Source organism: Arthrobacter zhaoxinii, from assembly GCF_025244925.1.
Taxonomy (GTDB): Bacteria; Actinomycetota; Actinomycetes; order Actinomycetales; family Micrococcaceae; genus Arthrobacter_B; species Arthrobacter_B zhaoxinii.
In genome coordinates this window covers 2,934,628-2,959,527 of sequence record NZ_CP104275.1, presented here as the reverse complement: position 1 = coordinate 2,959,527, position 24,900 = coordinate 2,934,628, and the positions used below count along the sequence as shown (strand labels likewise).

Here is a 24,900-nt window from a genome sequence, read left to right as displayed (position 1 = left end):
CGGCGATGACGGCCCCGGCACCGCCGTCGATCTCGCTGCCCCCCGCTGCTCCGCAGCCTGCGCTGCCTGGTGCAGCGCCCGCAGTTCCACTATCACGGCACGCTCCGGCTACCTGCAATGGGGCATCGGGATACCGGCGGCGTACGGGTGTAAATAGGGTAGCCCCGGGCCGAACACCTGCACCGGGCCCCGGCACGGGCCGGCGGCGTCATGTTGGGCGAATGCTTTCAGGAGGTCCATCCCAGCAAGTACCCTGATCTACTGTGAAGGTTCTAGTAGTAGGCCCCGGCGGCCGCGAACATGCCCTTGTCCAAGCGCTCCTGGCCGACCCCTACGTCCGCGAGGTCCACGCGGCCCCCGGAAACGCAGGTATTGCCCGGATGGTTCCGGTGCACCAGGTGGATGCCACCGATCCCTCCGCGGTCACGGATCTGGCCCGCTCCCTCGGGTCCGACCTGGTGGTCATCGGCCCGGAGGCACCGCTGGCGGCCGGTGTGGCGGACGCGCTGCGGGAGGCCGGGTTCGCCGTCTTCGGACCGTCGAAGGCCGCCGCCCAGCTCGAAGCTTCCAAAGCCTTTGCCAAGCAGGTTATGGCGGCTGCCAACGTCCCCACGGCGATGGCCCGCCTGGCCGGCACCGTCGAGGAAGCCTCCGACGCCCTGGACACCTTCGGCACCCCGTACGTGGTCAAGGACGACGGGCTGGCCGCAGGCAAGGGCGTGGTGGTCACCTCGGACCGGGAGGAAGCGCTGGAACACGCGCGGGCCTGCATTGAGGCAGGCGGCAGCGTGGTGATCGAGGAATTCCTGGACGGGCCGGAAGTCTCGCTCTTCGTCCTTTCCGACGGACGGCACGTGGTGCCGTTGGCTCCGGCCCAGGACTTCAAACGGATTTTCAACGACGACGCCGGCCCCAACACGGGCGGCATGGGAGCCTACTCGCCCGTGGACTGGGCGCCCGCCGGTCTGGTGGAGGACGTGGTGAGCCGGGTCGCGCAGCCGACCATCGATGAAATGGCCTCCCGCGGGACTCCCTTCGTGGGGGTGCTCTACTGCGGGCTCGCTTTGACCGCGCGCGGGGTGCGGGTCATCGAGTTCAATGCCCGCTTCGGTGATCCGGAAACGCAGGCGGTGCTGGCCCGGCTGAAAACCCCGCTTGGCGGCCTGCTGATGGCGGCGGCCAAGGGCGGGCTGGATGCCATGGAACAGCTCAAATGGGACCCGCGGCCCGCCGTCGCCGTGGTGGTGGCCGCTGAAAACTATCCGGGCACCCCGCGGACGGGTGACCGGGTGCGGGGGCTGAAGAAAGCCGGACGGCTGGAGGGTGTGCACGTGCTGCACGCCGGGACCAGGCTCAGGAAGGACAAGGTGCGCAGCGCCGGCGGGCGGGTGCTCTCCGTCGTCGCTCTCGGTTCCGACCTGGCCGAAGCGAGGGACCGTGCCTACGCCGGCGTCGATCTGATCCGGTTGGAGGGATCGCAGCACCGCACGGATATTGCGCTGAAGGCCGCCCGCGGTGAAGTGCGGGTTCCAGACGGCAGCGCGGGACAGGCGGGCAACCCGGTGCCGGAGACCGCCGCAGTCCGCGAAGGGAAACCCGCATGAGCGGGACGGACGGTACGGGCTCCGCTCCGGAGCTGCCCGGCTGGCAGCACGTGTATTCGGGCAAAGTCCGGGACCTGTACGTGCCGGCGGGCGGGAACGACGCCGACCGCGTGCTTGTGGTGGCCAGCGACCGGATCAGCGCGTATGACCATGTGCTCGCCAGCACCATCCCGGACAAGGGCCGGATCCTCACCCAGCTCAGCCTCTGGTGGTTCGACCAGCTGCCGGAGATCCCCAACCATGTGATCTCGGCGGCGGAGGGCGTTCCGGAAGCGGTGGCAGGCCGGGCAATGATCTGCCGGAAGCTGGAGATGTTTCCGATTGAGTGCATTGCCCGCGGCTACCTCACCGGTTCCGGCCTGGCCGAGTACGCGGTGTCCCGAACGGTCTGCGGGCTGCCGCTGCCGGACGGGCTGGTGGACGGTTCGCGGCTTGAACCGGCTGTTTTCACCCCCTCGGCCAAGGCGGAGCAGGGGGAACATGACGAGAACATCACCTACGAAGCAACCGAGAAGACGGTCGGAGCAGAAACGGCTGAACAGCTGCGTTCGCTGACTCTGCAGATTTATACCCGGGCCGAGGCAGTTGCACGGGACCGCGGCATCATCCTTGCCGATACCAAGGTGGAGTTCGGCAAAGACCCTGCCACCGGCGCAGTCACCCTGGGGGACGAGGTGCTGACGCCGGATTCGTCCCGTTTCTGGGACGCTGCACTGTATGCGCCCGGCAAGGCGCAGCCGTCCTTCGACAAACAGTACGTCCGGGACTGGCTTACGTCGCCTGCCTCGGGCTGGGACCGGCACTCGGGGGCAGTGCCGCCCGCGCTGCCCGCCGACGTCGTCGAACGGACTCGGGAGCGGTATGTGGAGGCCTATGAGCGGCTCACAGGGGAGCAGTTCGTCTAGCCCTCCCCGGCGCAGCTTCCGTTACTTAACGCAAAAGGACCCGGTCAGATTTCTCTGACCGGGTCCTTGCTGGTCGGGGTGACAGGATTTGAACCTGCGACCTCGTCGTCCCGAACGACGCGCGCTACCAAGCTGCGCCACACCCCGTAACCACTGCTTCGTCGAAGTGTTTGACGACCTCGCGAAGCAACTTTACAAGGATACTAGACAAAACCCGATTCCGCGAAACGGGCCTCCCGGAACGTGTCGCCGGCGCCCTCCGCCGCGTATTTCAGCGCCCGGTATTTCGGGTTTCCGTCAGGAGTCGCGTGCCGTCAGCGTCAGCAGGACCGCCTCGGGACGGCACGCGAAACGCACCGGAGCGTAGCGCGACGTGCCGATGCCGGCGGAAACGTTCAGCGGCACCCGGCGCCCCGCGTGGGCCCAGGAGGTCAGACCCCGGGCCTGCCAGGTGGGCAGGTCGCAGTTGCTGACGAGGGCGCCGTAACCCGGCACGCAGACCTGGCCGCCGTGGGTGTGCCCCGCGAGAATGATCTCCGCACCGCCCCCGGTGAACTGGTTGAGCACGCGCTGGTAGGGAGCATGCGCCACGCCGATCCTGACTTCGGGTGTGGCGCCGTCCGCCCCGGCGGTGTCCGGTTCCGATGAGGAATCGGCAAAGCCCTGATACCGGTCCAGCCCCAGATGCGGATCATCCACACCGGAGAAGTTCAGCCGCAGACCGGAAAGGTCCATCACGCTGGCGGTGTTGGTCAGATCCTGCCAGCCGGCGTCCGCGAAAGCCCCGAAGAGCTCACCCGAGGGCAGCTTTTCCGGTTCGCGCCGGTGCTTGGACGGACCGGTGAAGTACGTAAACGGATTCTTCAGCACCGGCGCGTAGTAATCATTGGAACCCGGAACGAAGACCCCGGGGAAACGCATCACCGGCTTCAAGGCCTCAAGTACCGCAGGCACGGCCTGCGGGTGGCTGAGGTTGTCGCCTGTGTTCACCACGAGGTCCGGTTCCAGCTCCGCCAGTTCCTGGAGCCAGCGGACCTTCCGGTCCTGGCCGGGGACAAAGTGAATGTCAGACAGGTGCAGGACCCGCAGGGGAGCGCTTCCGGCGGGGAGGACCCGGACCGTCTCTTCCCGGACGCCGAATAGGTTCCGTTCAATCAGGCAGCCGTACGCCAGCGCTGCAGCACCGGTTCCGGCTATGCCGCCGGCCAGCCATGCTGCCTTTCGCCCTGCGGACGCAAGGGAGGAATCAACCATTAGTCGTTCCCGCCTTCGCCGCCGCCACCGTCACCTTCACCGCCGTTGTCGCCGGCCGGGGGCTTCTGTTCCGCGGCCGGAGCGGCCGGCGGCGAAGCCGGCGGGGGGACGGGCGTGCTGGCGCGCGGGGGAGGTGTGCTGCCGCCGACCATGCTGGCCGGCGGGTTGGGGAACGGAGCAGCCTCGTACTGGCCTGCAATGCGCTGGATGAAGTTCTTCCAGGACGGGCCGGCAATCAGCGAGCCGTCGATCTCGGGGTAGATCCGTCCGCCGATCAGCTTGTCCGACATGGTGGTGTTGTTGGCTTTCCAGTTGCCGATCCAGGAGGCCGTGACCATTCCGGTGCTGTAACCCATAAACCAGGTCTGCGACCGGGTGTCGTTGGTACCGGTCTTACCGGCGGTCGGAACCCCGACCTGCAGATTGATGCCCGAGCCGTTGGTCATCACCCGCTGGGTGGCCATATTCACGCCCTGGGCAACTTCCTTACGCATAACCTGCTCGCAGGACTGGGCTGGCACCGCGTACTCGGTGCCGTCTGCACCGGTGACGGATTCAAGGGCAATGGGATCGCACTTGAGGCCGTCGGCCGCGAAGGTGGCGAAGCCGGTGGCCATGGACATCGGGGAAGCGTCACCGCCGCCGCCGAAGGTCGACGGCGGATTAATCTCGAGCATCTCCTCTTCGCCGGTACTGCCCTTGCCGTTGTGTACACCGGCCGCGAAGGCCATTTGCTGGAACTTGCACAGGTCCAGCTCCCGGGCTTCGGCCAGCGTGATGGTGTTAAGCGAGTTGGCCAGGCCGTCCAGAACGGTGGTGTTCCTGTAGTTCGTGTCGCCGTAGTTGATCGGGGTCCACTCGGTGGTGCTTACATAAGCGCCGCCAAAGCAGCTTGCGTTCCAACGGGTGCCCACCGGGTAAGTCCGTTTGGCACCGTTCAAGGTGGTGTTCAGGGTCTTGCCCGCATCCAACCAGGCCGCGACCGTGAACGGCTTGTAGGTGGACCCCGGCTGGAAACCGCCCAGCCCGTTCAGGGGTTTGTTCGGATCGCCGTCCTGGAACGAATCCACGTTGAAGTTCTGGACCGAGTTGCCATCCGCCAGCTCCGGTGTGTACCGGGTGTTCTGGGCCATGGTCAGGATCTTGCCGGTCCCGGGTTCCAGGCTGACCATCGCGTGGCCGATCTCGGCATCCGTGGTGTCCGGATTTGCGGTCTCGTTGACCGCAGTCTGGGCGGCCTGCTGGAACGTAGGGTTCAGCGTGGTCTTGATGGTCAGGCCGCCGCGCCTGAGCAGCTTGTCCCGGTCTTCCCCGGTGGCGCCGAAGCTCTCGTCATTGAGCACCAGGCGGGTGACGTAATCACAGAAATAGGGTGCTTGCGCGGCACCGACGCAGTTGCTGGACACCGGCGTGACCTGCAGGTCGATCCCGGTGACCACCGCGGCGTCGTGCTCTTCCTGGGTGATGCGTCCGGTGTCGAGCATCCGCTGAAGGACCAGGTTCCGGCGCTCCAGCGAGCGTTCCGGATTCGCCTCGGGGCTGAAGTAGGTGGTGCCGTTGACCACGCCCGCCAGCAGCGCAGACTGGGCGATGTTCAGGTCCTTGGCATCAACATTGTAGAAATAGCGTGCGGCAGCCTGCACGCCGTAAGTCGTGCCGCTAAAGGGGACGATATTGAAATAGCCCTCAAGGATTTCGTCCTTGCTCAGCTCTTTTTCGACGGCGATGGCAAGCTTCATTTCCCGCAGCTTGTCACCGTAATCCTTGTCACCGCTGAAAACGACTTCTTCGTCGTTCTGCCGGTTGGTGTCAATGATGACGTTGTTCACGTACTGCTGCGTGATGGTGGAGGCGCCGCGTGTGTTGTCGCTGGTCGCGTTGGAGACCAGGGCACTGACGATGCCCTGCAGGTCCACGCCGCCGTGCTCGTAGTAACGGTCATCCTCGATGGCCAGAATGGCGTCCACCATGTGGGGGGAGACCTGGTCGAGAGTCACCGGCTGGCGGTTCTCGTCATACACCGTGGCGATCAGTGAACCGTCGTTGGCCAGGATTTTTGAGGGCGTAGCCAGCGCCCCGCGCTCCAGTTCCGATGGAAGCTGGTCGAAGAACTGGATGGATCCGGAGGCAGCGGTGCCGGCTGCTGCGGCCACCGGGACCAGGAGTCCCGCCGCCAGAACCCCGCAAAGAGCACTGATGCCGAAGAACGCGACGAGCTTTCCGAGAGTGGTCGCCGTGTCAAAGAACGGTGAGTTGCGTGCTGCCATGCGAGACAGTCTACAAGCACGTTAGGCTTTCCCTTATGACCAAATGGGAATACTTCATAACGCCTCTTCCACTGCACACACCCGGGCAAGTCCTCAATATGCACGGGGCCGAAGGATGGGAACTGGTGCAGATCGCCGCAGCCCCGAACGGAACCGGTTCCGTCGCCTACATGAAACGCGAAAAAAGCTCATGACCGGGACCGTCGGTGCAGTATCGGCCGTTGAGATCCGGCTACGGGAACTGGGGCTAAGCCTTCCCGCGGTCGCATCTCCGGTGGCTGTCTATGTTCCGGCGGTCATCACCGGGAACCTCGTCCACACGTCCGGCCAGCTGCCGTTCGTGGACGGGGTCCTGCCGGGCACGGGCAAGGTGGGTGCAGAGGTGGGTGCAGAAGAAGCGGCGTCCTACGCAGCAATCTGTGCCATTAATGCACTGGCCGCCGTGAAAGCCCAGATCGGTGACCTTGACCGCATCAGCAAGGTGGTGAAGCTGGTGGGCTACGTCGCCTCCGACCCCGCCTTTACCGGCCAGCCCGGCGTCATTAACGGCGCTTCGGAACTCCTGGGCAAGATCTTCGGCAACGCGGGAAGCCACGCACGCTCCGCCGTCGGCGTTGCCGTCCTGCCGCTGGACGCGCCCGTTGAAATAGAAATGATCGTTGAATTTGCCTAACTCGACAGTCCGGCTGTTTCCGGTCGCCCCCTCCCAGCGGGTGGCGGCCCAAAGCTGGTTCGAACGTGCCGACCGGACGCCCCGCAAACCGCGGCTGGCGTCCTCCGTGGTCCTGCTGCGGGACTCCCCGCGCGGCACGGAGACCTACCTTTCCTACCGGCGGGGCGAATCGCCCCTGGGCAAGGTGGCTTTCCCGGGCGGCAGCATCGAGGAGAACGACGACGCCGCGGTCACCTGGTACGGTCCGGCTCCGGCCGCCTGGGCGAAGTCCCTGGGTACCGGTGATGCCCGTCTGGCCCGCCGCCACGTCGTTGCGGCAATCCGCGAGCTGTTCGAGGAAACCGGCATCCTGCTTGCGGGACCCGATGAATCAACGCTGCTCGAAGGCAACCGGGGTCCGGAATGGATGGCTGCACGGACCGCGGTGGCTACCCAGGAAGCCTCCTTCCTGGAACTGCTCGGACGGCGCGGCCTCGGCCTGCGGACGGACCTGCTGCGCCCGCTGTTCAACTGGCACAGTGCGGATTTTGCGCTGCGGCGTTTCGATACCCATTACTTCGCAGCGGTGCAGCCGATGGGTCAGGACGCCACGCTGCTGGCGGGCAAGGGAGTCTGGGCGGAGTGGAAACCGGCCGCGGAAGTCATCGCCGCACGGGAGAGCACTGCACTGGGCGACGAAATCGGCCAGCCGGACACCTCCGGACTGACCCTGGGCGAGCTGGCGGTTCCCGCCGTCGAACTGACACTGGAAAAGCTGGCTTCGGCCCGCGGCTGCATCGCCTATCTCTCCAGCCGCCGGCCCGCTGCCGTGTACCGGCCCGAATTGGTGGAAATCGACGGCAAGCCCTGTGTCGCCGTACGTACGGGCAGCGCCGCCGAAGGGTCGTCGCAGCACGGACGCTAGTGCGTGCCGATTCCGGTCCTTCTGCACGTTTGTGCACGAAAGCATGCAAAGACATACAAAGAAAGGCGGCGCCGGTCCTGCAGGACCGGCGCCGCCTTTCTAGGTATTTCGTGCGTTAGCGGGAACGCTGGCGCAGCCGCTGGACGTCGAGAATCACAACGGCACGGGCTTCCAGGCGCAGCCAGCCGCGCTGGACGAATTCCGCCAGGGCCTTGTTCACCGTCTCGCGGGAGGCGCCGACCAGCTGGGCCAGTTCCTCCTGCGTCAGCTCATGAGCGACCAGGATGCCGTCAGTCGCCGGACGCCCGAAACGGTCGGCCAGGTCCAGCAGTGCCTTGGCAACGCGGCCGGGAACATCGGAGAACACGAGGTCTGCCAGGGACTCGTTCGTGCGGCGGAGCCGGCGGGCCAGGGCCTGCAGCAGCTGGACGGAAACCTCGGGACGGGTTTCAATCAGGGCGCGCAGGTTCTCGTGCCGCAGGCCGGCAAGGCGGGTTTCCGAAACGGCGGTGGCCGTGGCGTTGCGGGGAGACGGATCAAAAAGGGCCATCTCGCCGAACAGTTCACCCGGGCCGAGGATCGCCAGCAGGTTTTCGCGGCCGTCCGGAGCGGAGCGGCCCAGCTTGATCTTGCCGGAGACGATGAAATAGAGCTGGTCGCCCTGATCGCCCTCGCGGAAGACGGAGGCACCGCGTGAGAGGTCGACCTCAGTGAGCTCTTCGGTCAGGGCGGCGAAAACGTCGTCTCCCAGAGAGGCGAACAACGGCGCGCGGCGCAGTACCTCGATATCCATGAAATCTCCTGTAAATAGTGGTCTCTACCTATTATCTTGCCGCACGTCACCCCCTAGTGATACCTGAAGCACGTTTGTTCACCGATCGGTTCGAAAAAGAGGGCAGGACCACAGCCGGAGAGCCAATCCTGGTAACGGCTTGTGCAGGTTGTCCGGATAAACTCGCAACTGCAGCGGCCTTCCACCGCCATGCCGCCCCGATTTACATGCTTGGAGCTCTTTGTGCTCGGATTGACACTTCTGGACATCATCCTGCTCCTTGTCCTGCTCTTCTACCTGGTTGCCGGCCTGCGCAACGGGCTGGTGGTCACCCTCGGCGGGATCGTCGGTTTCGTTGCCGGCGCGGTGGCCGCCTTTTTCGCAATTCCGCTGGTTGCCGGCTGGGTGCCGGACAACGGGTGGCGCCTGACGGTGGTGATCGCCACGGCGGTCATCCTCGTACTGGTGGGCCACGCCGCCGGCGCGGCGCTGGGCGGAATGATCCGCCGGTGGCTGAACTTCCCGCCGCTGCGGTTCCTGGACCGACTGCTCGGCGGTGCTGCCAACCTCGTGGTGGCGGCCCTGGTGATGGCCATGCTGGCCTTCAGTGTGACCACGCTGGGCGTACCGTTCCTGTCCCAGCAGATCGCCGCCTCCAAGGTGCTCACCAGCATTGATGAAGCCACTCCCGAGCAGGTGAAATCCTGGAGCGCGCAGATCCGTTCCTTCACCGTTTCCGAGGGCCTGCCGACCATCCTGGACAGCGCCGCGCCGCAGACCGCCGTCCCGCCCAGTGCGGAGGTGGACTCCGAGGCGCTGCGGACCGCATCGGCGTCGGTACTCAAGATCACGGGCACGGCTTACCAGTGCGGACAGAACCAGACGGGTTCGGGCGTTGTCGTGGCAGATGACCGTGTGGTCACCAATGCCCACGTGGTGGCCGGCGTGAATGAACCCGTGGTGGAGGTGCCGGACGGCAGTGTGCTGCCCGGTCGGGTGGTCCACTTCGATTCGTCACGGGACCTCGCCGTGCTCGCAGTTGAAGGGCTCGACGCCGATCCCCTTCCGCTGGGGGAGCCGCTGGCAGCCGGAACCACCGCAGCCTTCGCAGGGTATCCGGCCGGCGGCCCGTTCCGGCTGCAGGCCGCCAATGTCGAGGGCCTTTCCAACGTGGCCGTCCGGGACATTTACGGAGCCTCGCCCGAGGTGCTGGAGGTCTATACCCTGGCTGCAAACGTGCAGCAGGGTAACTCCGGCGGCCCGCTGCTGGACATGGACGGACGTCTCGCCGGTGTCATTTTCGCCAAGACCACCAGCGACCAGCCCATCGGCTACGCCCTCTCACTGGCCGAGGTAGGGCCCGTGGTGAACGCCGCCTCCGGCTACACCGACCCGGTCTCAGCCGGGCAGTGCACCAGTAAGTAGGACGCCGGGCTAGAGCCAGTGCAGGGACTGCCCGTGCGGGCCGGTCCGGGCCACGGCCGTGCCGTTGTGGTGCAGGACGAACAATCCCGGATCCGCATCCCCTGCCGGCGCCGCCAGCCCCGGAATTACTGAGCCGCCCTCGTTGGAGATCCAGTGCACCGGCCGTCCGGGGATGTCCAGGTTGCTGAGCATGGTGTCCCGGAAGATTTCCCGGTCCGCTGCCGGAAGGTAGGCCAGAACGGCGGTGTGGAACACAACGACGGCGGCCTCGGCCGGGGCTGCCTCGATCAGTTCGGCGATTTCCGCATTGAGGTCGCCTTTGATGATCCGGGCGGGGGACATCGCGGCGGCACCCGCCGCTGCCTGCAGCAGGGCCCGGCGGTCCTCCATGCCGGGCCAGATCAGGGCATCCAGCCAGGCCAGGTCCTCGGGATCGGCAGGGTTCAGCGGAGAGAGGTCCACTCCGGCCCGGTGGATGATCTCCGGACAGGACCGCGGCAGCGGCGGATTGCCGGTGGTTGCGCACTCCAAAACCAGATCCGGGCGGCCTGGATCGTTGAGGAGGCCGCCGTCGTCGTACCGGTAGCCGTAGCGGTCCGGGTACAGGCACAGCCCCGCTGAGGCTCCGACTTCGATCAGGGCCAGCGGGCGCTCCTCCGTCCGGGCGATTTCCGCCAGCAGCGGCAGGAGCACGGCGCAGCGGCGGGGCTCGTTGGTCTGCGTGCTGCGGTGCAGGATGACCGGGCGGATGTCTTCCCAGTGCTCCTGCAGAAAGGACCGGAACTGCGAGTAGGGTCCGGCGTCCGCGCCGCAGCTGCGTGCCGCCGCCAGCACCAGGTTGGGCTGGCGCTTGTTCTCCGGCAGCCCGTCGATCAGTTCCAGCACCGCGGCGTCCGTGCTGATGCCACGGCTCCACTGCTCATACACATCGGACGATCCGTGGGCCTCAACCCCTGCGAACCGTTCATAGCGCCGGGCCGTGGACGCCATGGCTAGCTGCCGGACGGTTCAGCAGACTCAATCAGGTAGTCCACGGCCATCCGGTAGCCGCTGATTCCGGCCCCGCAGATCACCGCCTGCGCCACCGCGGAGACGAAGGAGTGGTGGCGGAACTCCTCCCGCCGGTGGATGTTACTCAGATGCACCTCGACCACCGGAAGTTCCACGCCGGACAGCGCGTCCGGGATGGCCACCGAAGTGTGGCTGTAGGCGCCGGGGTTGATGACGATGCCGTCCGCGGTGCCGCGCGCCGCGTGGATGGCATCGATCAGATCGCCTTCATGGTTGGACTGCACGCAGTCCACGGTCCAGCCGTGGGCGGAGGCCGCGGCCATAGCCACAGCCTCCACATCGGCCAGGGTGGAACTTCCATAGATCGCCGGTTCGCGGGTTCCCAGCAGGTTGAGGTTGGGGCCGTTGAGGACCAGAAGGCTGCGGGTGCTGGCTGTAGTCATGGCTTAACTATGCCGGAGCTCAGGCCCGGGCCGGCAGTTGCGCCTCCGTGTTGCGCGCGGACATCCGGCGGGCGGCCAGTGCACCGGCAATGGTGATCAGGGACATCAGGGCCAGCACGACGCCGGGGTGCCACCATGCGCCGCCGGTGGCGCTGGAGAATCCCTGCGTGATGGAGGGAGTGAACCCGGACAGGATGCCGGCGAAGCTGTACGCCAGGGACATGGCCGTGAATCCGGTGCGGGCCGGGAAGAGATCGGCCATCAGGCCGCCCAGTGCCGCCCACGCCGCCGTCGGCGCGATGCCGCCGATCAGGATGGTCAGGATGTACACCGGTGCGGTGGCGTTGCTGATGATGAAGTACAGCGGGAAGGAGATGAGCAGCGTGGCGACGGCGCCGGCCAGCACCATGCGCGCCGAGCCGATCCGGGTGGCCAGGAGCCCGAACGCGGGGATGGTTGCCAGCTGCAGCACCGAGCCGACCAGTGCGGCGTTCAGCACCGTGGACTCGGACAGTCCCAGCTCCGAGACACCGTAGGCCTGGGTGTACGTGGTCATCAGGAAATACGAACCGATGCCCAGCAGCGCTGCCGCTGCCGCCACCAGGACGGCCAGCCATTGGTGGCGCAGCACCTCTGCCAGCGGAATCCGGGTGACCTGGTGTGCCTTCGCCACGTCCTTGAAAACGGGGGTTTCATCGATGGCCAGGCGCAGGTAGAGGGCAATGCCCATGAAGGGGAAGGCGAGCAGGAACGGGATGCGCCAGACGCCGGCCTCCATGGCGTCGTCGGAGACGGTGGCCAGCAGCAGGAAGATGCCGGTGACCATGATGGTGCCCACCGGGGAACCGATCTGCGGGATGGCGGCATACAGTGCCCGTTTGCGGGGAGCGGCGTGTTCGGTGGCAATGAGGATGGAGCCGCCCCATTCGCCGCCGACGGCCAGGCCCTGGAGGAGGCGGAGAACCACCAGCAGCAGCGGCGCCCAGATTCCGATGGTGTTGTAATCCGGCAGCAGGCCCACGGCGCCGGTGGCCGTGCCCATCAGGACGATGGTTCCGATGAGTGACGTTTTGCGTCCTACCCGGTCACCGATGTGGCCGAAGAGGATGGCGCCCAGCGGCCGGGCAATGAAGCCCATGCCCAGGGTGAGGAAGGACAGCAGGATGCCGGTGGCTGCGTCCACGTCGGGAAAGAAGATCCGGTTCAGGATCAGGGCAGCAGCGGTGCCGAAAACGTAGAAGTCGTAGGACTCCAGGGCAGTGCCGATAAAGGAGGCGCCCGCGACCTTGCGGGCCATCTTGGAAGACTGCGGAGTGGGGGATGCGGCTGGTGCGGCCGCTGCGGGTGAAGTAGACACGAGAAGGAATTGTCCTATCCGCCGGAGCATTCACCAAACGTATGAGTCCAAGGTCACATCCGCCCGGAAATCGGGCCGGCTAGGGCGCCGGCGTAGCCAGGTGGGGGAGGACCAGCGCCTTGCCGGCGGCGGCAAGGGCCGGCCCGACGGCGGTGCCGTCCCCGACATGGCCGTGCACCATGGCGCCGTCCCGCAGCATCAGCAGCTGGTCCGCGAGCCGGCCCGCGTCCGCTGCGCCGAGCTGCTGCAGCCGTCCGGTGACCAGGGAATGCAGCCAGGCGCGGTGCTCGGAGACCACGGCGCGGACGGGATGGTCGGGGTCCGTGTACTCCGCCGCCGCGTTGATGAAGGGACAGCCGCGGAATCCGGCCTCGCATGCCTGGGAACCCGTGGCTTCGGCAAACCGGAGCAGCCCGGTGCACGGATCAGGGTCCAGGTCAGCGGCCCACGCGCGCATCCGTGCGGACTGCTCCTGCAGGTAGGCCATCACCAGGTCATCCTTCGAGCGGAAGTGGCGGTAAAAGGTCACTTTCGTGGTGTCGGCAGCGGCAATGATCTTGTCAGCGCTCACGGCCCGGATGCCCTCCCGGTAAAACAGGCCCGAGGCCTGCGCCAGGATCCGTTCCCGTACGCCGGACAATTTCGCTGCCATCGTAGTTCCCTCGCTTCATGGTTGCCGCACTTGCAGTAGACGTACTAGTTAGTCTACCTTGAAGCCTACTGACTTTCCCCACAAAAGGAGTTCCCATGAGTGCCTTGTACACAGCAGCTGCCACCGCCACCGGCGACGGACGCAACGGCGAAGCCCGCACCAGTGACGGCAAGCTCGAGGTGAACCTGTCCACTCCCACCGAAATGGGCGGCTCCGGCGAAGGCACCAACCCCGAGCAGCTGTTTGCTGCCGGCTACGCGGCCTGCTTCCTCTCGGCACTGAAGATGATTGCCCGTGCTGAAAAGGCGCCGATCGCCGACGCCGCCGTAACTGCCGACGTCAGCATCTTCAAGGACGGCGACGGCTTCAAGCTGGGCGTTGAACTGCACGTGGAGATGTCCGGTGTCGATGAAGCCACTGCGGACAAGCTGACCCAGGCCGCCCACCAGGTCTGCCCCTACTCCAACGCCACCCGCGGCAACATCGACGTCAACCTGGACGTCACCGTCGCCTAAGGTCCAGCTCCAATAGCAGAAAGCAGGTGCCGCCCCCGGCAAGGGGGCGGCACCTGCTGCCGTTTGGTGCTGTACTTACTTCGCTGTGCCTACTTCGCGGTGCCTACTTCTTGAGGGAAGCCGCGATCTGCTGCATCACCGTATTGTCCGCGAGCGTGCTCGAGTCGCCGGCCTCGCGGCCCTCGGCCACGTCCTTGAGCAGACGGCGCATGATTTTGCCGCTGCGGGTCTTCGGCAGTTCGGGAACCACCAGGATGTGCCGCGGCTTCGCGATCGGGCCGATCTCCTTGCCGACGTGGTTGCGCAGGGTGGTGACAATGTCGTCGTCGTCCTTCGCGCTGCCGCGCAGGATCACGAACGCCACCACGGCCTCGCCCGTGGTCTCGTCAGCAGCGCCGACGACGGCGGCTTCCGCGACCGACGGGTGGCTGACGAGGGCGGATTCGATTTCCGTGGTGGACAGCCGGTGGCCGGAAACGTTCATAACGTCATCCACGCGGCCGAGCAGCCAGATGTCGCCGTCCTCGTCCTTCTTGGCGCCGTCGCCGGCGAAGTACATGTTGTCGAACCGGGACCAGTAGGTCTCCTTGAAGCGTTCCGGGTCTCCCCAGATACCGCGCAGCATGGACGGCCAGGGTTCCTTGACCACCAGGAAGCCGCCGGAGCCGTTGGGGACCGATTCGCCCATCTCATCCACCACGTCCACGGAAATGCCCGGTACAGCCACCTGGGCCGAGCCCGGCTTGGTGGCCGTAATGCCCGGCATCGGTGCGATCATGTGACCGCCGGTTTCCGTCTGCCACCAGGTGTCCACAATGGGGGCGGGGTTTTCCTTCTTGCCGCCGTTGCCGCCGATGACCTGCCGGTACCACATCCAGGCCTCCGGGTTGATGGGTTCACCCACGGACCCCAGCACCCGGATGGAATCGAGGTTGAACTTCTGCGGAATGTCCCGGCCCCACTTCATGCAGGTACGGATGGCGGTGGGGGCGGTGTAGAGGATGGACACCTTGTATTTCTCCACCAGCTCCCACCAGCGGCCCTGGTGCGGGGTATCCGGAGTGCCTTCGTAGATCAGCTGGGTGGCTCCGTTGACCAGGGGAGCGTACGTCACGTAACTGTGGCCCGTGACCCAGCCGATGTCGGCGGTGCACCAGTACACGTCTGTTTCGGGGTGCAGGTCGAAGGTGTTCCGGTGCGTGAACGCCGTCTGCGTGAGGAAGCCGCCGGTGGTGTGCAGGATGCCCTTGGGCTTTCCCGTGGTGCCGGAGGTATAGAGGATGAACAGCGGGTGCTCGGAGTCATGGGCCACAGCCGTGTGGTCGGCGCTTGCCGTGTCCACGACGTCGTGCCACCAGCGGTCCAGACCGTCGTTCCACTGAACGGGCTCGCCGTTGCGGCGGACCACCACTACGTTTTCGACGGTGTGCCCGTCCTTGGCGAGGGCTTCATCCACGGCGGGCTTGAGCGCACTGGGCTTGCCGCGGCGGTAGGAGCCGTCCGCCGTGACGACGAGCTTCGCCTCGGCGTCGTCGATCCGGCTGCGCAGGGCATCGGCGGAGAACCCGCCGAAGACCACCGAGTGCACGGCGCCGATCCGGGCGCAGGCCAGCATGGTGATGACGGCTTCGGGGATCATCGGCAGGTACACCGCAACGCGGTCGCCCTTGTGGACGCCCAGGGATTCGAAGGCGTTGGCGGCTTTCTTGACCTCTTCAGTCAGCTGCGCATAGGTATAGGTACGCGTATCCCCGGGTTCGCCCTCGAAGTAAATCGCCACGCGGTCTCCGCGGCCCTCTTCCACATGCCGGTCCAGGGCGTTGTAGGCGGCGTTCAGGGTGCCCCCCACGAACCACTTGGCGAACGGTGCATCACTCCAGTCCAGCGCCTGGGTGAAGTCCTGGTCCCAGGTCAGGATGTCCCGGGCCTGGCGGGCCCAGAACTCGGGGCCGTCGGCTGCCGCTTCCTCGTACAGCGACGGCTTGGCCACCGCTGATGCTGCGAATTCGGCGCTCGGCGGGAAGCTTCGGCTTTCATGCAGCAGGTTCTCGAAGGCGTCTCCGTGCTTCTTTGCAGGGGACTGATCAGACATGGTTGAACCCTTTCACTTCGCTTCAAAATCCATCACTTGGGGAATCGTGCATGGCTGCCAACCACCCTATCGCCGGATTTACGCCGCTGTGTCCCCGCTCACATAATCGGTTGCAAAACGGTGCGATTATGCGGTGAGCGGTATGTCACGCCGCCGGGACGCGCCGCCGCTGCGCTAGTGTGCCTCGCCGTCGTTGATTAGGCTGTCAGAAGGAAGCAACCGCCTACGTACCGTAGATGCGGCCTCCGGTTCCGGCGCGCACCAGCTGCGTCATGGAACGGCGGTCGTGAATGGAGATCAGTATGAACAACCCCCCTGTTGAAAACGAGGCCCGCACTGTGGCCGGATCTTCGGAAGCCGGCGGACATCCCTCCGCAGCAGACAACGGCGTGCAGGCAGCACCGGCTGCCGGAGACCAGATGGCCCTCGTGGGCCCCTTCGGGCTGCGCGACACCGTAGTGGGAATCTCCGTGCTCGTGATGCTCGTGGGCAGCATCCTGCCCTTCTTCACCGTGACCGGGCTTGGCTTCGAAGAGGACTTCAATCTCTGGAACGCGTTCCCGCTGTTCTTCGTGGGGATCGGGATCCTCCTGCCGCTGCTGGTTGCCGGGCTGTTTGCCGGCCGCCGCCTTGCCCCGGGGATGAAGCCCCGAATCGGCTCGCTTTCCCTGGACCAGTTCGCTTCCGTCACCGCCGTGCTGGCCGTGGCCTTCTTCTTCCTCCAGACCGTCACCGACTTCAGCGTCGGCGCGATGGTCGCCCTGATCGGTTCCCTGGGCCTGCTGGTGTCCACCACGCTGGCTCCCCACCTCCCGTTCTTTGCCCGGGAATTCCGGAACCGCCCCGAAGCCCCCGCCGCCCTGACGGCCCGCAACGCCCTGCCGCTGCGCCCGCGCCCGGCCCGCCCGAAGCCGGAACCGAAGTCGGACACGGACACGGACAACGCCGGTGGCAGCCGCCGTTTCACCAACCCGCTTCGCCGCAGCAACGACGCCGGCACAACCGTGCATGACGCACCTGTGCAGGACGGTGCAGAGGTGTCCGCTCCGGGCGGCACCGCCGTCGTCGGAACCCCCGCTGCCGGCGCCTCCGCGGCAGCCCCGGCCACCTCGGCCCAGCCCGAGTCGGCTCCGGCCACCCAGGTAGCCCCGGCGGTGCCGTCGCCGGCCACCTCGGCCCAACCCACTGCTACGCCTGCCGCCGGTATGCAGACTGAAGAGCCCATGGCCGCCACCACTGTGAATCCGGTGGTCCGCGACGCAGGCAGCCACGCGGTTTCCGCAGCAGGCGCCCACGAAGCGGAGGCCGGCAACTCGGAACCGATTACCGCTACCCGCGACGAGGCAGTGGTGGAGGCCTTCTGGTTTGCCGTAGGCACCCCCCGCCAGATTGTCGATGAGCGCACCGGCCTCCCGCTGTTTATGTTCCAGCCGGGTGACTGGGAGCTGGGACTCGAGGACCGCGGCGACGAATTCCTCGTCCAGGACAAGCGCACGGGACGCATCGGTGTCCTGCGCGACCTCAGCAACATCGAGCGCGTCGACGCCGACCAGTAGTCCGTTTCACCAGCGGCCATCAGCAGCACCAACCGTCAGTAGAAGGACTTCCAGCAGTGGCAAAGGCAACCGGCAGCGATCCGTCCCTCCTTGCAGTGAAACGGCGGGCACGGCGCATCAACCGGATGCTCGGGGAGGTTTATCCCTATGCCGTTGCAGAGCTGGACTTCACCAACGCGTTTGAGCTGCTGGTGGCCACTGTCCTTTCCGCGCAGACCACCGACATCCGGGTCAACGCCGTGACACCCGTCCTGTTTGCCCGCTACCCCGACCCCAAGGCGATGGCCGAGGCGGACGAAGAGACACTGCAGGAAATCATCCGGCCCACCGGGTTCTTCCGGGCCAAAGCGGCCAGCATCAAGGCGCTGTCCACCCGCCTGGTCGACGAGTTCGACGGCGAGGTGCCGAACCGGCTCGAGGACCTGGTCACCCTCCCGGGCGTCGGGCGAAAGACCGCCAACGTGGTGCTCGGCAATGCGTTCGGCGTTCCCGGCATCACGGTGGACACCCACTTCGGGCGGCTGTCCCGCCGGTTCGGCTGGACCACGGCTACGGACCCGGTGAAGGTGGAGGAGGACGTCGCGGCGCTCTTCGAACCGAAGGACTGGACGCCGCTGTCCAACCGGGTGGTGTTCCACGGCCGGCGGGTCTGCCACGCCAAAAAGCCTGCCTGCGGCGCCTGCCCCGTGGCCCAGCTCTGCCCTTCCTACGGCGAAGGCGAGACCGATCCGGAGAAGGCACGGAAGCTGCTCAAGTACGAACTCGCTCCCGGGCGCGAGGAACTCCACGCCCGGATGATGGCCGCGGAAACCCGTGCCCAGCTGCGGGCCGCCGGCTACGGGCTCGAAGCGTGAGCGCACTCACGGACCTCGAAGCCCTGGCTGCCGGCGCCGGAGCAGCAGCGTTCAACACCCACATAGCCCAGCTGCGCCGGAGCGTGGATCCGGCCACGGCGCGTCCGGCCGCGGTGCTGATTCTCTTCGGTGTCCTGGACACCCGCCCTGCCGACTTTTCCGCCGACGCCGTGCCGGGCGACGTCGACGTGCTGCTGATCGAACGGGCGGCGACCCTCAATGACCATCCCGGCCAGGTAGCCTTCCCCGGCGGCTCGGTGGATGCCGGGGATGCCACGGTGGTGGATGCTGCCCTGCGGGAGGCCCGGGAGGAAACCGGGCTGGACCCGGCCGGCGTCCGGGTCCTCGGTGCCCTGCCGCCGATCGGATTGCCGGTCAGCAACTTCCTGGTCACTCCCGTCCTAGGCTGGTGGGACAAACCCACCCCCGTGGACGTGGTGGACTACGGGGAATCGGCGTCCGTATTCCGGGTTCCCGTCGCGGACCTGCTCAATCCGGAAAACCGGCGCACCGCGGTCCTGCCGGGCCGAAAAGGTGCGCCCCGGACCCCTGCCTTCCTGGTGAACGGGGTGCTGGTGTGGGGATTCACCGGCATCATCCTCGCGGGCCTGCTCGATGAGCTCGGCTGGACGCAGCCGTGGGATCAGAGCCGGGAGATCGTGCCCACGCTCTGAGCGGGCACTATTTGGCGTCCGCGTAGGAGTCGACGGCAACTGCAACCACCGGGAACTCCAGCGGGATCTGTCCGAACAGCAGCCGAGTGGCTGCCGACGCTGCCTCCGTCACCAGCGCCCCGACCTCCTCGACGCGGTCGGCGGGCACATGCAGCATGACCTCGTCATGCAGGAAAAACACCAGCTCGCCGGCGGGCGAGGACAACGACGCCGCGCGCAGCCGCCGTCGGATCTCCGCCAGCCAGCACAGCGCCCATTCCGCGGCCGTCGCCTGGACCACGAAGTTGCGGGTGAACCGGCCCTGGGACCGGGCGAGGGAATCCGCGCGGCGTTGTTCTTCGGCGGTGGTGCTCTGCTGGGCGCGTTTCCACCGTTCCGAGACGGGCGGGCAGCTGCGGCCCAGGTGGCTGCTGACCACCTGCCCGGCTTCACCCGCCCGGGCGCCGCGCTCCACCACGCCGATGGCCTGGGGATAGGCGCGGGTCAGCACCGGCATCAGCCGGCCGGATTCCCCGCTGGTGGCGCCGTACATGGCGCCGAGCATCGCCATTTTCGCCTTGGCCCGGTCGCCGTCGAAACTGCGGTCGGCGATGCCCTGGTACAGGTCCTTGCCGCGGGCCGCGGCGGCGAGCGCATTGTCCTGCCCCAGCGCCGCCAGGACCCGGGGTTCCAGCTGCGCGGCGTCGGCCACGATCAGCCGGTGTCCGGGATCCGGCCGGACGGCATCGCGGACGGTTTTGGGAATCTGGAGTGCTCCGCCGCCGCGGGAGGCCCAGCGCCCGGACACCACACCACCCACCACGTACTCGGGACGGAAGCGGCCGCCGTCCACCCAGGCGTCCAGCCAGGCCCAGCCGTTGGCGGTCAGGAGCCGGGACAGCTTCTTGTATTCCAGCAGCGGCTCGATGACGGGATGGTGATGCTGCTGCAGCTCCCAGGAGCGGGTGCTGCGGACCTCAATGCCGGCGCGGTGCAGCGCCCGCAGCAGCTCCTGCGGGGAGTCCGGAGTGAAGCCGGGGTTGCCGAGCAGCCGGCGCATCTCCGCAACGAGCTGTTCCAGTTTTTCGGGCCGCTGGCCTTCCGGCGGACGCGGACCGAGGGAGTTGCGCAGCAGTGCCTCGTGGATGTCCCGGCGCCAGGGGATGCCGGAGTTTTCCATTTCCACGGCGATCATCCCGCCGGTGGATTCGGCTGCGGCCAGCAGGTTCAGTTTCGCCGGGGATTCCGAGCGGGCGATCGCGTCCAGCTGGTCCGCCAGTTCGGCGGCGAGCTCCGCGGCCGTGCGTTGCTGCGGTCCGGGGCCGTCCGGAGCGCCGAGGGTGTCGAAGATGGAGGTCTGGTCCGGGGAGTGCTGGACCGGCAGCAGCTGCCGGGGTGCCGGATCTTCCGCAGGCTCCTCCGTGCGCAGCTTTTCGATGTAGGGCGTCGGAGGCACGGACGCGGCGAACCGGAGGATGCCCCGGACCAGTGCGAGGTCGTGGCACCGTTCCACGGTGAGTCCGGCGGCCAGCAGACGGGAATAGACGCCGCGGGCCGATTCCCAGACCCAGCGGACGGGCCGGTGTTCGTAGTGCCGGACGGCGGCGGCCAGCCGGTCGGGGGTAATAACGACGGCGGGTGCCGACGGCGCGCCTGCGCCGTCGGTTTCCTGCAGGGTCCAGGTGTCGTCCTCTTCCCGTGCTGCGGGGCGGGGTGCGAGGACGATGTACATGCTTCTATTCTCACCCGGAGCAGTGACATCCCGTTCCAGGACCGCCGTCGGCCGGCTGCACCCTGTACCGCCGCTGCCAAAGGATAGGGAAGACTGGAGGTTCACCATTTACTAAAGGCGGACCCCCTTGATCACTTTTGCGCAGGACACTGACGGCTTCATTCGCATGGACCGGCACCTCCCCGAATCCCTTTCCGTCAACGTCACGTTCACCGACGGCAGCAGCGAAGTGCTCACCGGCGCCGTCCTGAATAAGGCCTATGACGACGCCGTTGCCGTTTTCCGCGAAAAGAACGGACTGGACGCCAAGGGTTTCTCCCGCAGGCCGAAAAAGGCTTTCAGCGCCGCCAACAAGATCGATTTCGTTCCGGTCCGGCCGGGCATGGGCAGCTAGGCGGAATCCGCCACGCGGGCACCCAGATGCCCGGTGACGAGCCTCAGCAGCTCGGGCACCACCACGGGGGAGAAGTAGTGGCCCATCCCGGGGATCGTGACCAGCCGTGAACCGGGAACGGCGGCCGCCGTCGCCGCGCCGCCGCTGGGATGCACAATCGGATCCCGGTCGCCGTGGATCACGAGGGTCGGAACCCGGATTCCGGCCAGGGCCCCGGTGCGGTCCGCGGAGGCATTGATGGCACCGAGCTGCCGGGCCCGGGACCTCCCGCCGTCCGGATAGGCTCCGCGGTCCCAGGCCCGGCCGGCCAGTTCGGCTTCCGCTACCGGATCCGCCGGGTGGGTCCGCCCGGAAAGATGACGCATCATGGCAACCCGGGCCCGGATGAACTCCTCACGGGTTCTCGGGGGCCGTGCCGCGAACCGGCGCTTGGTGGAGAAGGCTGCCGCACCCACGTCCCGGGCTCCGGTGGTGGAAATAAGGGAGGTCAGGGTCAGGACGCGGTCCGGATGATGGGCGGCCACGGACTGGGCGATCATGCCGCCGAGTGACATCCCCACCACATGCGCCCGGCCCACCTGCAGATGATCCAGCAGCCCCGCGACGTCGTCGGCCATGTCCTCGATCCGGTAGGCGCCGGGCGTCGGCCGGCCCAGGGCCTGATGCAGCAGGGTGGGAGTGGGGGTATGCATCCGGTCCGAGCGTCCCGCATCCCGGTTGTCTAGCCGGATGACGCGGTAGCCGGCGGAAACCAGTCCGTTCACAAATTCCGCCGGCCACGACGCCAGGTCCAGGCCGAGGCCGGACAAAAGGACCACCGGCTCGCCGTCGTCGGGCCCTTCGACCCGGTAACACAGCCGCAGCCCGGATTCGAGGGTGACGAAGCGGTCTTCGTCTTCGACTTGGTCTTCGCTTGGGCCGGCGGCCGTGCCGGAGCCGCCGCTGAAGTGCAGGTGCTCGTCCACCAGCGCACCCTTCTGCAGGTCCCGGCGGTCGGCCAGGAAATTCATGGTCATCAGCCATGGTGCCTGCGTCCCCTGGCGGGGCAGGGAATCCAGGCTGCGCTGGACGTACCCGGCACCGAAGTCCAGCAGGGGCCGCGTCGGCATGCCGGCCGGCGCCACGGGCACCGCAGCGGTGTGCCCGTGCTCATCCATCCGGGTCAGCAGCCGGGAGAACCAGCGGGTCAGCAGTCCCACTTTGAGTGTCCAGGAAGCGTTGGTGTAGCCGATGGCGAAGGCCATATTGGGGATGCCGCTGAGCATGACACCGCGGTAGGCGACGTGTTCGGCCAGGTTCACCGGAACGCCGTCGAGCCGCAGTTCCATGCCGCCCAGGATCTGGACGGTGAAGCCCGTGGCGGTCACGACGACGTCGGCCGCCACGTCCTCGCCTGACGCCAGGCGGAGGCCGTCTTCAGTGAATCCGGTGGTCCGCCCGGTGACCACGGTTGCGTTGCCGCTGCGCAGGGCACTGAAGAAATCGCCGTCCGGCACGGCGCACAGCCGCTGGTCCCAGGGCCGGTACGGCGGATTCAGGTGCACGTCCAGATCGAATCCCTCCGGTACCGCGCGGGACTGGATGCCGCGGATGAGCTTCCGGGCCAGGGCTGGCCACCGCTGGCAGAACACCCAGATGGCCCGCTGCCGGCGGGCGCTGACCTCGGCCATGATCCGTCCGGTGCGTTCGGGGCCGACGACGCCGCGCAGCCGCCGGGCCAGCGGATCCTTCGCCGGGACGGGAAGGATATAGGTGGGGGTGCGCTGGACCATTGTCACCGTTGCGCCCAGCTCCGCCAGTGCCGGAACCAGCGTCACCGCGGTGGCACCGCTGCCAACCACGGCAATCCGCTTCCCTGCGGCATCCAGGTCTTCGGGCCAGTGCTGCGGATGGACAACCCGCCCGGGGAAGCGCTCCGCACCGGGGATGTCCGGGGTATAGCCCTCGTCGTAGCGGTAGTACCCGGCGGCATTGAAGATCCAGCCGGCGGTGAGATGCAGGATCTCGCCGGTTCCCACCGGCTCGGGCCGTCGTCCATCCGGACCGGGGCCAGGCGTCCGGGTGCGTTCCACGGAGACGCTCCAGCGGGAGTCCCGGCTGGACCAGTCCGCCGAGAGGACCCTGTGGTGGTAGCGGATCAGGGAATCCACTCCGTACTCCGCAGCCGTGTCCTGCAGGTACTGCAGGATGCCGGGACCGTCGGCAATGGCTTTTTCTTCACGCCACGGCCGGAAGTCATAGCCGAAGGTGTACAGGTCCGAGTCGGAGCGGATCCCGGGGTACCGGAACAGATCCCAGGTGCCGCCCGAACGGCTCCGCGATTCCAGCAGGGCCACGGAACGGCCGGGATGATCCTGCCGCAGGCGGCAGGCCGCGCCGATTCCGCTCAGGCCGGCTCCGATGATCAGCACGTCCAGATGTTCCACGCCGGTTTCCATGACTCCCTGTTCCCTTCACCGGAACGCCGCTGTGCCGGGTTGCCGGTGCTTGGTGATCTCTGCCGGTTCGTTTGTTTCCTCCCGGTTAGCGCCGACCCTATCGGATTCCTCCGGTGGTAGCTGATGCAGTCCGGCCTCTCCTCCACAACCGGCTTGCTGACGGGAGTTTCCCGAACGGTCCGGTCGAGGAATCCGCGCGTCCTGTCCGCGGTGCCACGGTAGGGCGCATGGACAGAGAACGAAGCGCGTCGGGCGCCGGCCGGGCAGTTTCCCGGTTGCCGGAAACCCGGCATGGCCGTCGGCTGTTGGGCACGGGCGACGGAGAAGCCGTCCTCGCGGTGCTCGTCGCGGAGGACCAGGCTCTCCAGGACGAAGTGGCACGGGTCGCTGCAGCTGCCGGCGTGGACATTCCTGTGGCTCCGGGCATCCCGGACGCCCTGGCTTTGGCTCCGGATGTGCTGCTGCTGGGTAGCGGCCACCTCCGATTCCTGGCCGAACAGAGGGGAGCGTCGCGTGCGCTCGCAGCCGCCCGACCCATTCCGGCGGGAACGGGGAAACCCGAGACCATTGTGGTTGGCCTGTCGGAGGACAGCACCGTCTGGGACTTAGCGGCAGGAAGTTCCGCGGCTCGGGTTGCGGTCCTCCCCGCGGCTGCCGGCTGGCTCGCAGGCTTCCTGGGCAGGCGGCGCAGCTTTTCCGGCGGGACCGTTGTGGGGGTGTTGGGCGGCGGCGGCGCCGGTGCCTCCACCGTCGCCTGCTGGCTGAGTGCGAATGCCGCAGAGGCCGGTTCTTCGGTGCTGTTGCTGGAGGGCGATGCCTGGGGATCCGGCCTGGAGTGGGCACTGGGTGCTGCCGACCTGGAGGGTATCCGCTGGCCGGACTTGGAGGGGGTAAGCGGCAGCCTGAATCCGGTGCAGCTGGCGGCCGGGTTACCCGCGCTTGCAGGCTTTTCACTTCTGGGCAGGGGAACAGGGAGCCCGTCGGCTGACGAGGCAGTGGTCGGGGCAGTCCTGGACGCAGCGCGCAGCGCGTATCAGCTGACCATTGTTGATCTGGGCCGGGCTATCGGCGCAGCCTCCCCGCTGCGTTTCTGCGATCAGGCGCTGATGGTGGTGCCGGGCCGGACCAGCGGAGTCCTGGGTGCCCAGGCGTTGCTGCCGCATCTCGGGCCGGTACCTGCCCGCGTAGTGGTCCGCGGCCCGCTCGGGAACGGCTTGGACGAAGTCCTGGTGGCTGAAGCCCTCGGCTCCCCGCTGTCCGGTTATCTGCCCTTCCACCGGGGTACAGGCCGGGAGTACGGGCAGGTGCTGGCCGGCGCAGGACGACCGCGGATTCGGCGCGCCTCGCAGCGGATACTGGCAACGGTGCTGCCCGCCCCGGTCGGGGTGGCATCGTGAGT

At 67.1% G+C, this 24,900-nt stretch carries 22 protein-coding genes and 1 tRNA gene; 12 read left to right on the top strand and 11 right to left on the bottom strand.

What is annotated here, in order from left to right:
- Positions 1 to 263 precede the first annotated feature (263 nt).
- Both purD and N2K95_RS13775 read left to right on the top strand, forming a co-directional pair.
- Positions 264 to 1,604, top strand: a complete 1,341-nt coding sequence (purD, locus tag N2K95_RS13780) for a phosphoribosylamine--glycine ligase (protein ID WP_260651992.1) — start codon at positions 264 to 266, stop codon at positions 1,602 to 1,604.
- On the top strand, positions 1,601 to 2,509 hold the full coding sequence (locus N2K95_RS13775; protein ID WP_260651991.1) for a phosphoribosylaminoimidazolesuccinocarboxamide synthase: 909 nt from the start codon (positions 1,601 to 1,603) through the stop codon (positions 2,507 to 2,509). The genes purD and N2K95_RS13775 overlap by 4 nt, the downstream gene beginning before the upstream one ends.
- A gap of 70 nt (positions 2,510 to 2,579) precedes the next feature.
- On the opposite strand, the gene N2K95_RS13770 is transcribed toward N2K95_RS13775, so the two are convergent.
- The 3 genes from N2K95_RS13770 to N2K95_RS13760 all read right to left on the bottom strand — a co-directional run bounded on the left by N2K95_RS13770 (position 2,580) and on the right by N2K95_RS13760 (position 6,030).
- Positions 2,580 to 2,656: transfer RNA gene (locus N2K95_RS13770), tRNA-Pro, on the bottom strand.
- 150 nt (positions 2,657 to 2,806) lie between these two features.
- Positions 2,807 to 3,763, bottom strand: a complete 957-nt coding sequence (locus tag N2K95_RS13765) for a metallophosphoesterase (RefSeq protein WP_260651990.1) — start codon at positions 3,761 to 3,763, stop codon at positions 2,807 to 2,809.
- Positions 3,763 to 6,030: a transglycosylase domain-containing protein gene (locus N2K95_RS13760; RefSeq protein WP_260651989.1), complete on the bottom strand. Its 2,268-nt coding sequence runs from the start codon at positions 6,028 to 6,030 to the stop codon at positions 3,763 to 3,765. Before N2K95_RS13760 ends, N2K95_RS13765 begins: the two co-directional genes overlap by 1 nt.
- Positions 6,031 to 6,065: 35 nt before the next feature.
- Here N2K95_RS13760 and N2K95_RS13755 point away from each other — a divergent pair, with 35 nt between their 5' ends.
- Genes N2K95_RS13755 through N2K95_RS13745 form a run of 3 tightly spaced genes read left to right on the top strand, consistent with a single transcriptional unit; the run spans position 6,066 to position 7,607 of the window.
- Positions 6,066 to 6,224: a DUF4177 domain-containing protein gene (locus tag N2K95_RS13755; RefSeq protein WP_255790806.1), complete on the top strand. Its 159-nt coding sequence runs from the start codon at positions 6,066 to 6,068 to the stop codon at positions 6,222 to 6,224.
- Positions 6,221 to 6,703, top strand: coding sequence for a RidA family protein (locus tag N2K95_RS13750; protein ID WP_260651988.1), 483 nt, complete (start codon positions 6,221 to 6,223; stop codon positions 6,701 to 6,703). The genes N2K95_RS13755 and N2K95_RS13750 overlap by 4 nt, the downstream gene beginning before the upstream one ends.
- A complete protein-coding gene (locus N2K95_RS13745) occupies positions 6,696 to 7,607 on the top strand; it encodes an NUDIX hydrolase (RefSeq protein ID WP_260651987.1) in 912 nt (303 codons plus the stop codon). Before N2K95_RS13750 ends, N2K95_RS13745 begins: the two co-directional genes overlap by 8 nt.
- Positions 7,608 to 7,722: 115 nt before the next feature.
- Here N2K95_RS13745 and N2K95_RS13740 read toward each other — a convergent pair whose 3' ends face one another.
- Positions 7,723 to 8,400, bottom strand: a complete 678-nt coding sequence (locus N2K95_RS13740) for a Crp/Fnr family transcriptional regulator (RefSeq protein ID WP_146360700.1) — start codon at positions 8,398 to 8,400, stop codon at positions 7,723 to 7,725.
- A gap of 222 nt (positions 8,401 to 8,622) precedes the next feature.
- Between N2K95_RS13740 and N2K95_RS13735 the strand changes: the two genes are divergently transcribed.
- Positions 8,623 to 9,804 (top strand): MarP family serine protease, encoded by a 1,182-nt coding sequence (locus N2K95_RS13735; RefSeq protein ID WP_260651986.1) that lies wholly within the window; start codon positions 8,623 to 8,625, stop codon positions 9,802 to 9,804.
- Between the two features lie 9 nt (positions 9,805 to 9,813).
- On the opposite strand, the gene N2K95_RS13730 is transcribed toward N2K95_RS13735, so the two are convergent.
- From N2K95_RS13730 to N2K95_RS13715, 4 genes are all read right to left on the bottom strand, one after another.
- Positions 9,814 to 10,794 carry a DUF2332 domain-containing protein gene (locus N2K95_RS13730; RefSeq protein WP_260651985.1) on the bottom strand — a complete coding sequence of 327 codons (981 nt, stop codon included), beginning with the start codon at positions 10,792 to 10,794 and terminating at the stop codon, positions 9,814 to 9,816.
- A 2-nt stretch (positions 10,795 to 10,796) separates the two neighbouring features.
- Positions 10,797 to 11,258, bottom strand: coding sequence for a type II 3-dehydroquinate dehydratase (aroQ, locus tag N2K95_RS13725; RefSeq protein WP_260651984.1), 462 nt, complete (start codon positions 11,256 to 11,258; stop codon positions 10,797 to 10,799).
- 19 nt (positions 11,259 to 11,277) lie between these two features.
- Entirely contained in the window at positions 11,278 to 12,615 is a 1,338-nt protein-coding gene (locus tag N2K95_RS13720; RefSeq protein WP_260651983.1) for an MFS transporter, read from the bottom strand.
- A gap of 79 nt (positions 12,616 to 12,694) precedes the next feature.
- On the bottom strand, positions 12,695 to 13,267 hold the full coding sequence (locus tag N2K95_RS13715) for a TetR/AcrR family transcriptional regulator (RefSeq protein ID WP_260651982.1): 573 nt from the start codon (positions 13,265 to 13,267) through the stop codon (positions 12,695 to 12,697).
- 95 nt (positions 13,268 to 13,362) lie between these two features.
- On the opposite strand from N2K95_RS13715, the gene N2K95_RS13710 reads away from it, so the two are divergent.
- Complete coding sequence (locus tag N2K95_RS13710; protein ID WP_260651981.1) at positions 13,363 to 13,782, top strand: organic hydroperoxide resistance protein; 420 nt, start codon at positions 13,363 to 13,365, stop codon at positions 13,780 to 13,782.
- A 103-nt stretch (positions 13,783 to 13,885) separates the two neighbouring features.
- Here the strand turns inward: N2K95_RS13710 and acs are convergent, their stop codons facing one another.
- On the bottom strand, positions 13,886 to 15,874 hold the full coding sequence (gene acs, locus N2K95_RS13705; RefSeq protein WP_260651980.1) for an acetate--CoA ligase: 1,989 nt from the start codon (positions 15,872 to 15,874) through the stop codon (positions 13,886 to 13,888).
- Positions 15,875 to 16,176: 302 nt separating this feature from the next.
- Between acs and N2K95_RS13700 the strand changes: the two genes are divergently transcribed.
- The 3 genes from N2K95_RS13700 to N2K95_RS13690 all read left to right on the top strand — a co-directional run bounded on the left by N2K95_RS13700 (position 16,177) and on the right by N2K95_RS13690 (position 18,958).
- The gene (locus N2K95_RS13700; RefSeq protein ID WP_260651979.1) at positions 16,177 to 17,430 is read left to right on the top strand and encodes a hypothetical protein; all 1,254 of its coding nucleotides are present in this window, start codon (positions 16,177 to 16,179) and stop codon (positions 17,428 to 17,430) included.
- A 125-nt stretch (positions 17,431 to 17,555) separates the two neighbouring features.
- Positions 17,556 to 18,284 carry an endonuclease III gene (nth, locus tag N2K95_RS13695; RefSeq protein ID WP_260653820.1) on the top strand — a complete coding sequence of 243 codons (729 nt, stop codon included), beginning with the start codon at positions 17,556 to 17,558 and terminating at the stop codon, positions 18,282 to 18,284.
- The gene (locus N2K95_RS13690; protein ID WP_407080087.1) at positions 18,281 to 18,958 is read left to right on the top strand and encodes an NUDIX hydrolase; all 678 of its coding nucleotides are present in this window, start codon (positions 18,281 to 18,283) and stop codon (positions 18,956 to 18,958) included. Before nth ends, N2K95_RS13690 begins: the two co-directional genes overlap by 4 nt.
- A gap of 7 nt (positions 18,959 to 18,965) precedes the next feature.
- On the opposite strand, the gene N2K95_RS13685 is transcribed toward N2K95_RS13690, so the two are convergent.
- Positions 18,966 to 20,669, bottom strand: coding sequence for a bifunctional 3'-5' exonuclease/DNA polymerase (locus N2K95_RS13685; protein WP_260651978.1), 1,704 nt, complete (start codon positions 20,667 to 20,669; stop codon positions 18,966 to 18,968).
- A gap of 127 nt (positions 20,670 to 20,796) precedes the next feature.
- On the opposite strand from N2K95_RS13685, the gene N2K95_RS13680 reads away from it, so the two are divergent.
- Positions 20,797 to 21,063: a hypothetical protein gene (locus N2K95_RS13680; protein WP_260651977.1), complete on the top strand. Its 267-nt coding sequence runs from the start codon at positions 20,797 to 20,799 to the stop codon at positions 21,061 to 21,063.
- On the opposite strand, the gene N2K95_RS13675 is transcribed toward N2K95_RS13680, so the two are convergent.
- Positions 21,060 to 23,501 carry an alpha/beta fold hydrolase gene (locus N2K95_RS13675; RefSeq protein ID WP_260651976.1) on the bottom strand — a complete coding sequence of 814 codons (2,442 nt, stop codon included), beginning with the start codon at positions 23,499 to 23,501 and terminating at the stop codon, positions 21,060 to 21,062. The two genes, N2K95_RS13680 and N2K95_RS13675, sit on opposite strands and share 4 nt — an antisense overlap.
- A 227-nt stretch (positions 23,502 to 23,728) precedes the next feature.
- Between N2K95_RS13675 and ssd the strand changes: the two genes are divergently transcribed.
- On the top strand, positions 23,729 to 24,898 hold the full coding sequence (gene ssd, locus N2K95_RS13670) for a septum site-determining protein Ssd (RefSeq protein WP_260651975.1): 1,170 nt from the start codon (positions 23,729 to 23,731) through the stop codon (positions 24,896 to 24,898).
- The last annotated feature ends 2 nt before the right edge of the window (positions 24,899 to 24,900 follow it).

Bases quoted from the DNA above. Each gene is read 5' to 3' on its own strand.
- N2K95_RS13775 (WP_260651991.1), top strand. From the start codon at position 1,601: ATGAGCGGGACGGACGGTACGGGCTCCGCTCCGGAGCTGCCCGGCTGG.
- N2K95_RS13765 (WP_260651990.1), bottom strand. From the start codon at position 3,763: ATGGTTGATTCCTCCCTTGCGTCCGCAGGGCGAAAGGCAGCATGGCTG.
- N2K95_RS13760 (WP_260651989.1), bottom strand. From the start codon at position 6,030: ATGGCAGCACGCAACTCACCGTTCTTTGACACGGCGACCACTCTCGGA.
- N2K95_RS13755 (WP_255790806.1), top strand. From the start codon at position 6,066: ATGACCAAATGGGAATACTTCATAACGCCTCTTCCACTGCACACACCC.
- N2K95_RS13750 (WP_260651988.1), top strand. From the start codon at position 6,221: ATGACCGGGACCGTCGGTGCAGTATCGGCCGTTGAGATCCGGCTACGG.
- N2K95_RS13740 (WP_146360700.1), bottom strand. From the start codon at position 8,400: ATGGATATCGAGGTACTGCGCCGCGCGCCGTTGTTCGCCTCTCTGGGA.
- N2K95_RS13730 (WP_260651985.1), bottom strand. From the start codon at position 10,794: ATGGCGTCCACGGCCCGGCGCTATGAACGGTTCGCAGGGGTTGAGGCC.
- aroQ (WP_260651984.1), bottom strand. From the start codon at position 11,258: ATGACTACAGCCAGCACCCGCAGCCTTCTGGTCCTCAACGGCCCCAAC.
- N2K95_RS13715 (WP_260651982.1), bottom strand. From the start codon at position 13,267: ATGGCAGCGAAATTGTCCGGCGTACGGGAACGGATCCTGGCGCAGGCC.
- N2K95_RS13710 (WP_260651981.1), top strand. From the start codon at position 13,363: ATGAGTGCCTTGTACACAGCAGCTGCCACCGCCACCGGCGACGGACGC.
- acs (WP_260651980.1), bottom strand. From the start codon at position 15,874: ATGTCTGATCAGTCCCCTGCAAAGAAGCACGGAGACGCCTTCGAGAAC.
- N2K95_RS13700 (WP_260651979.1), top strand. From the start codon at position 16,177: ATGAACAACCCCCCTGTTGAAAACGAGGCCCGCACTGTGGCCGGATCT.
- nth (WP_260653820.1), top strand. From the start codon at position 17,556: ATGCTCGGGGAGGTTTATCCCTATGCCGTTGCAGAGCTGGACTTCACC.
- N2K95_RS13685 (WP_260651978.1), bottom strand. From the start codon at position 20,669: ATGTACATCGTCCTCGCACCCCGCCCCGCAGCACGGGAAGAGGACGAC.
- N2K95_RS13675 (WP_260651976.1), bottom strand. From the start codon at position 23,501: ATGGAAACCGGCGTGGAACATCTGGACGTGCTGATCATCGGAGCCGGC.
- ssd (WP_260651975.1), top strand. From the start codon at position 23,729: ATGGACAGAGAACGAAGCGCGTCGGGCGCCGGCCGGGCAGTTTCCCGG.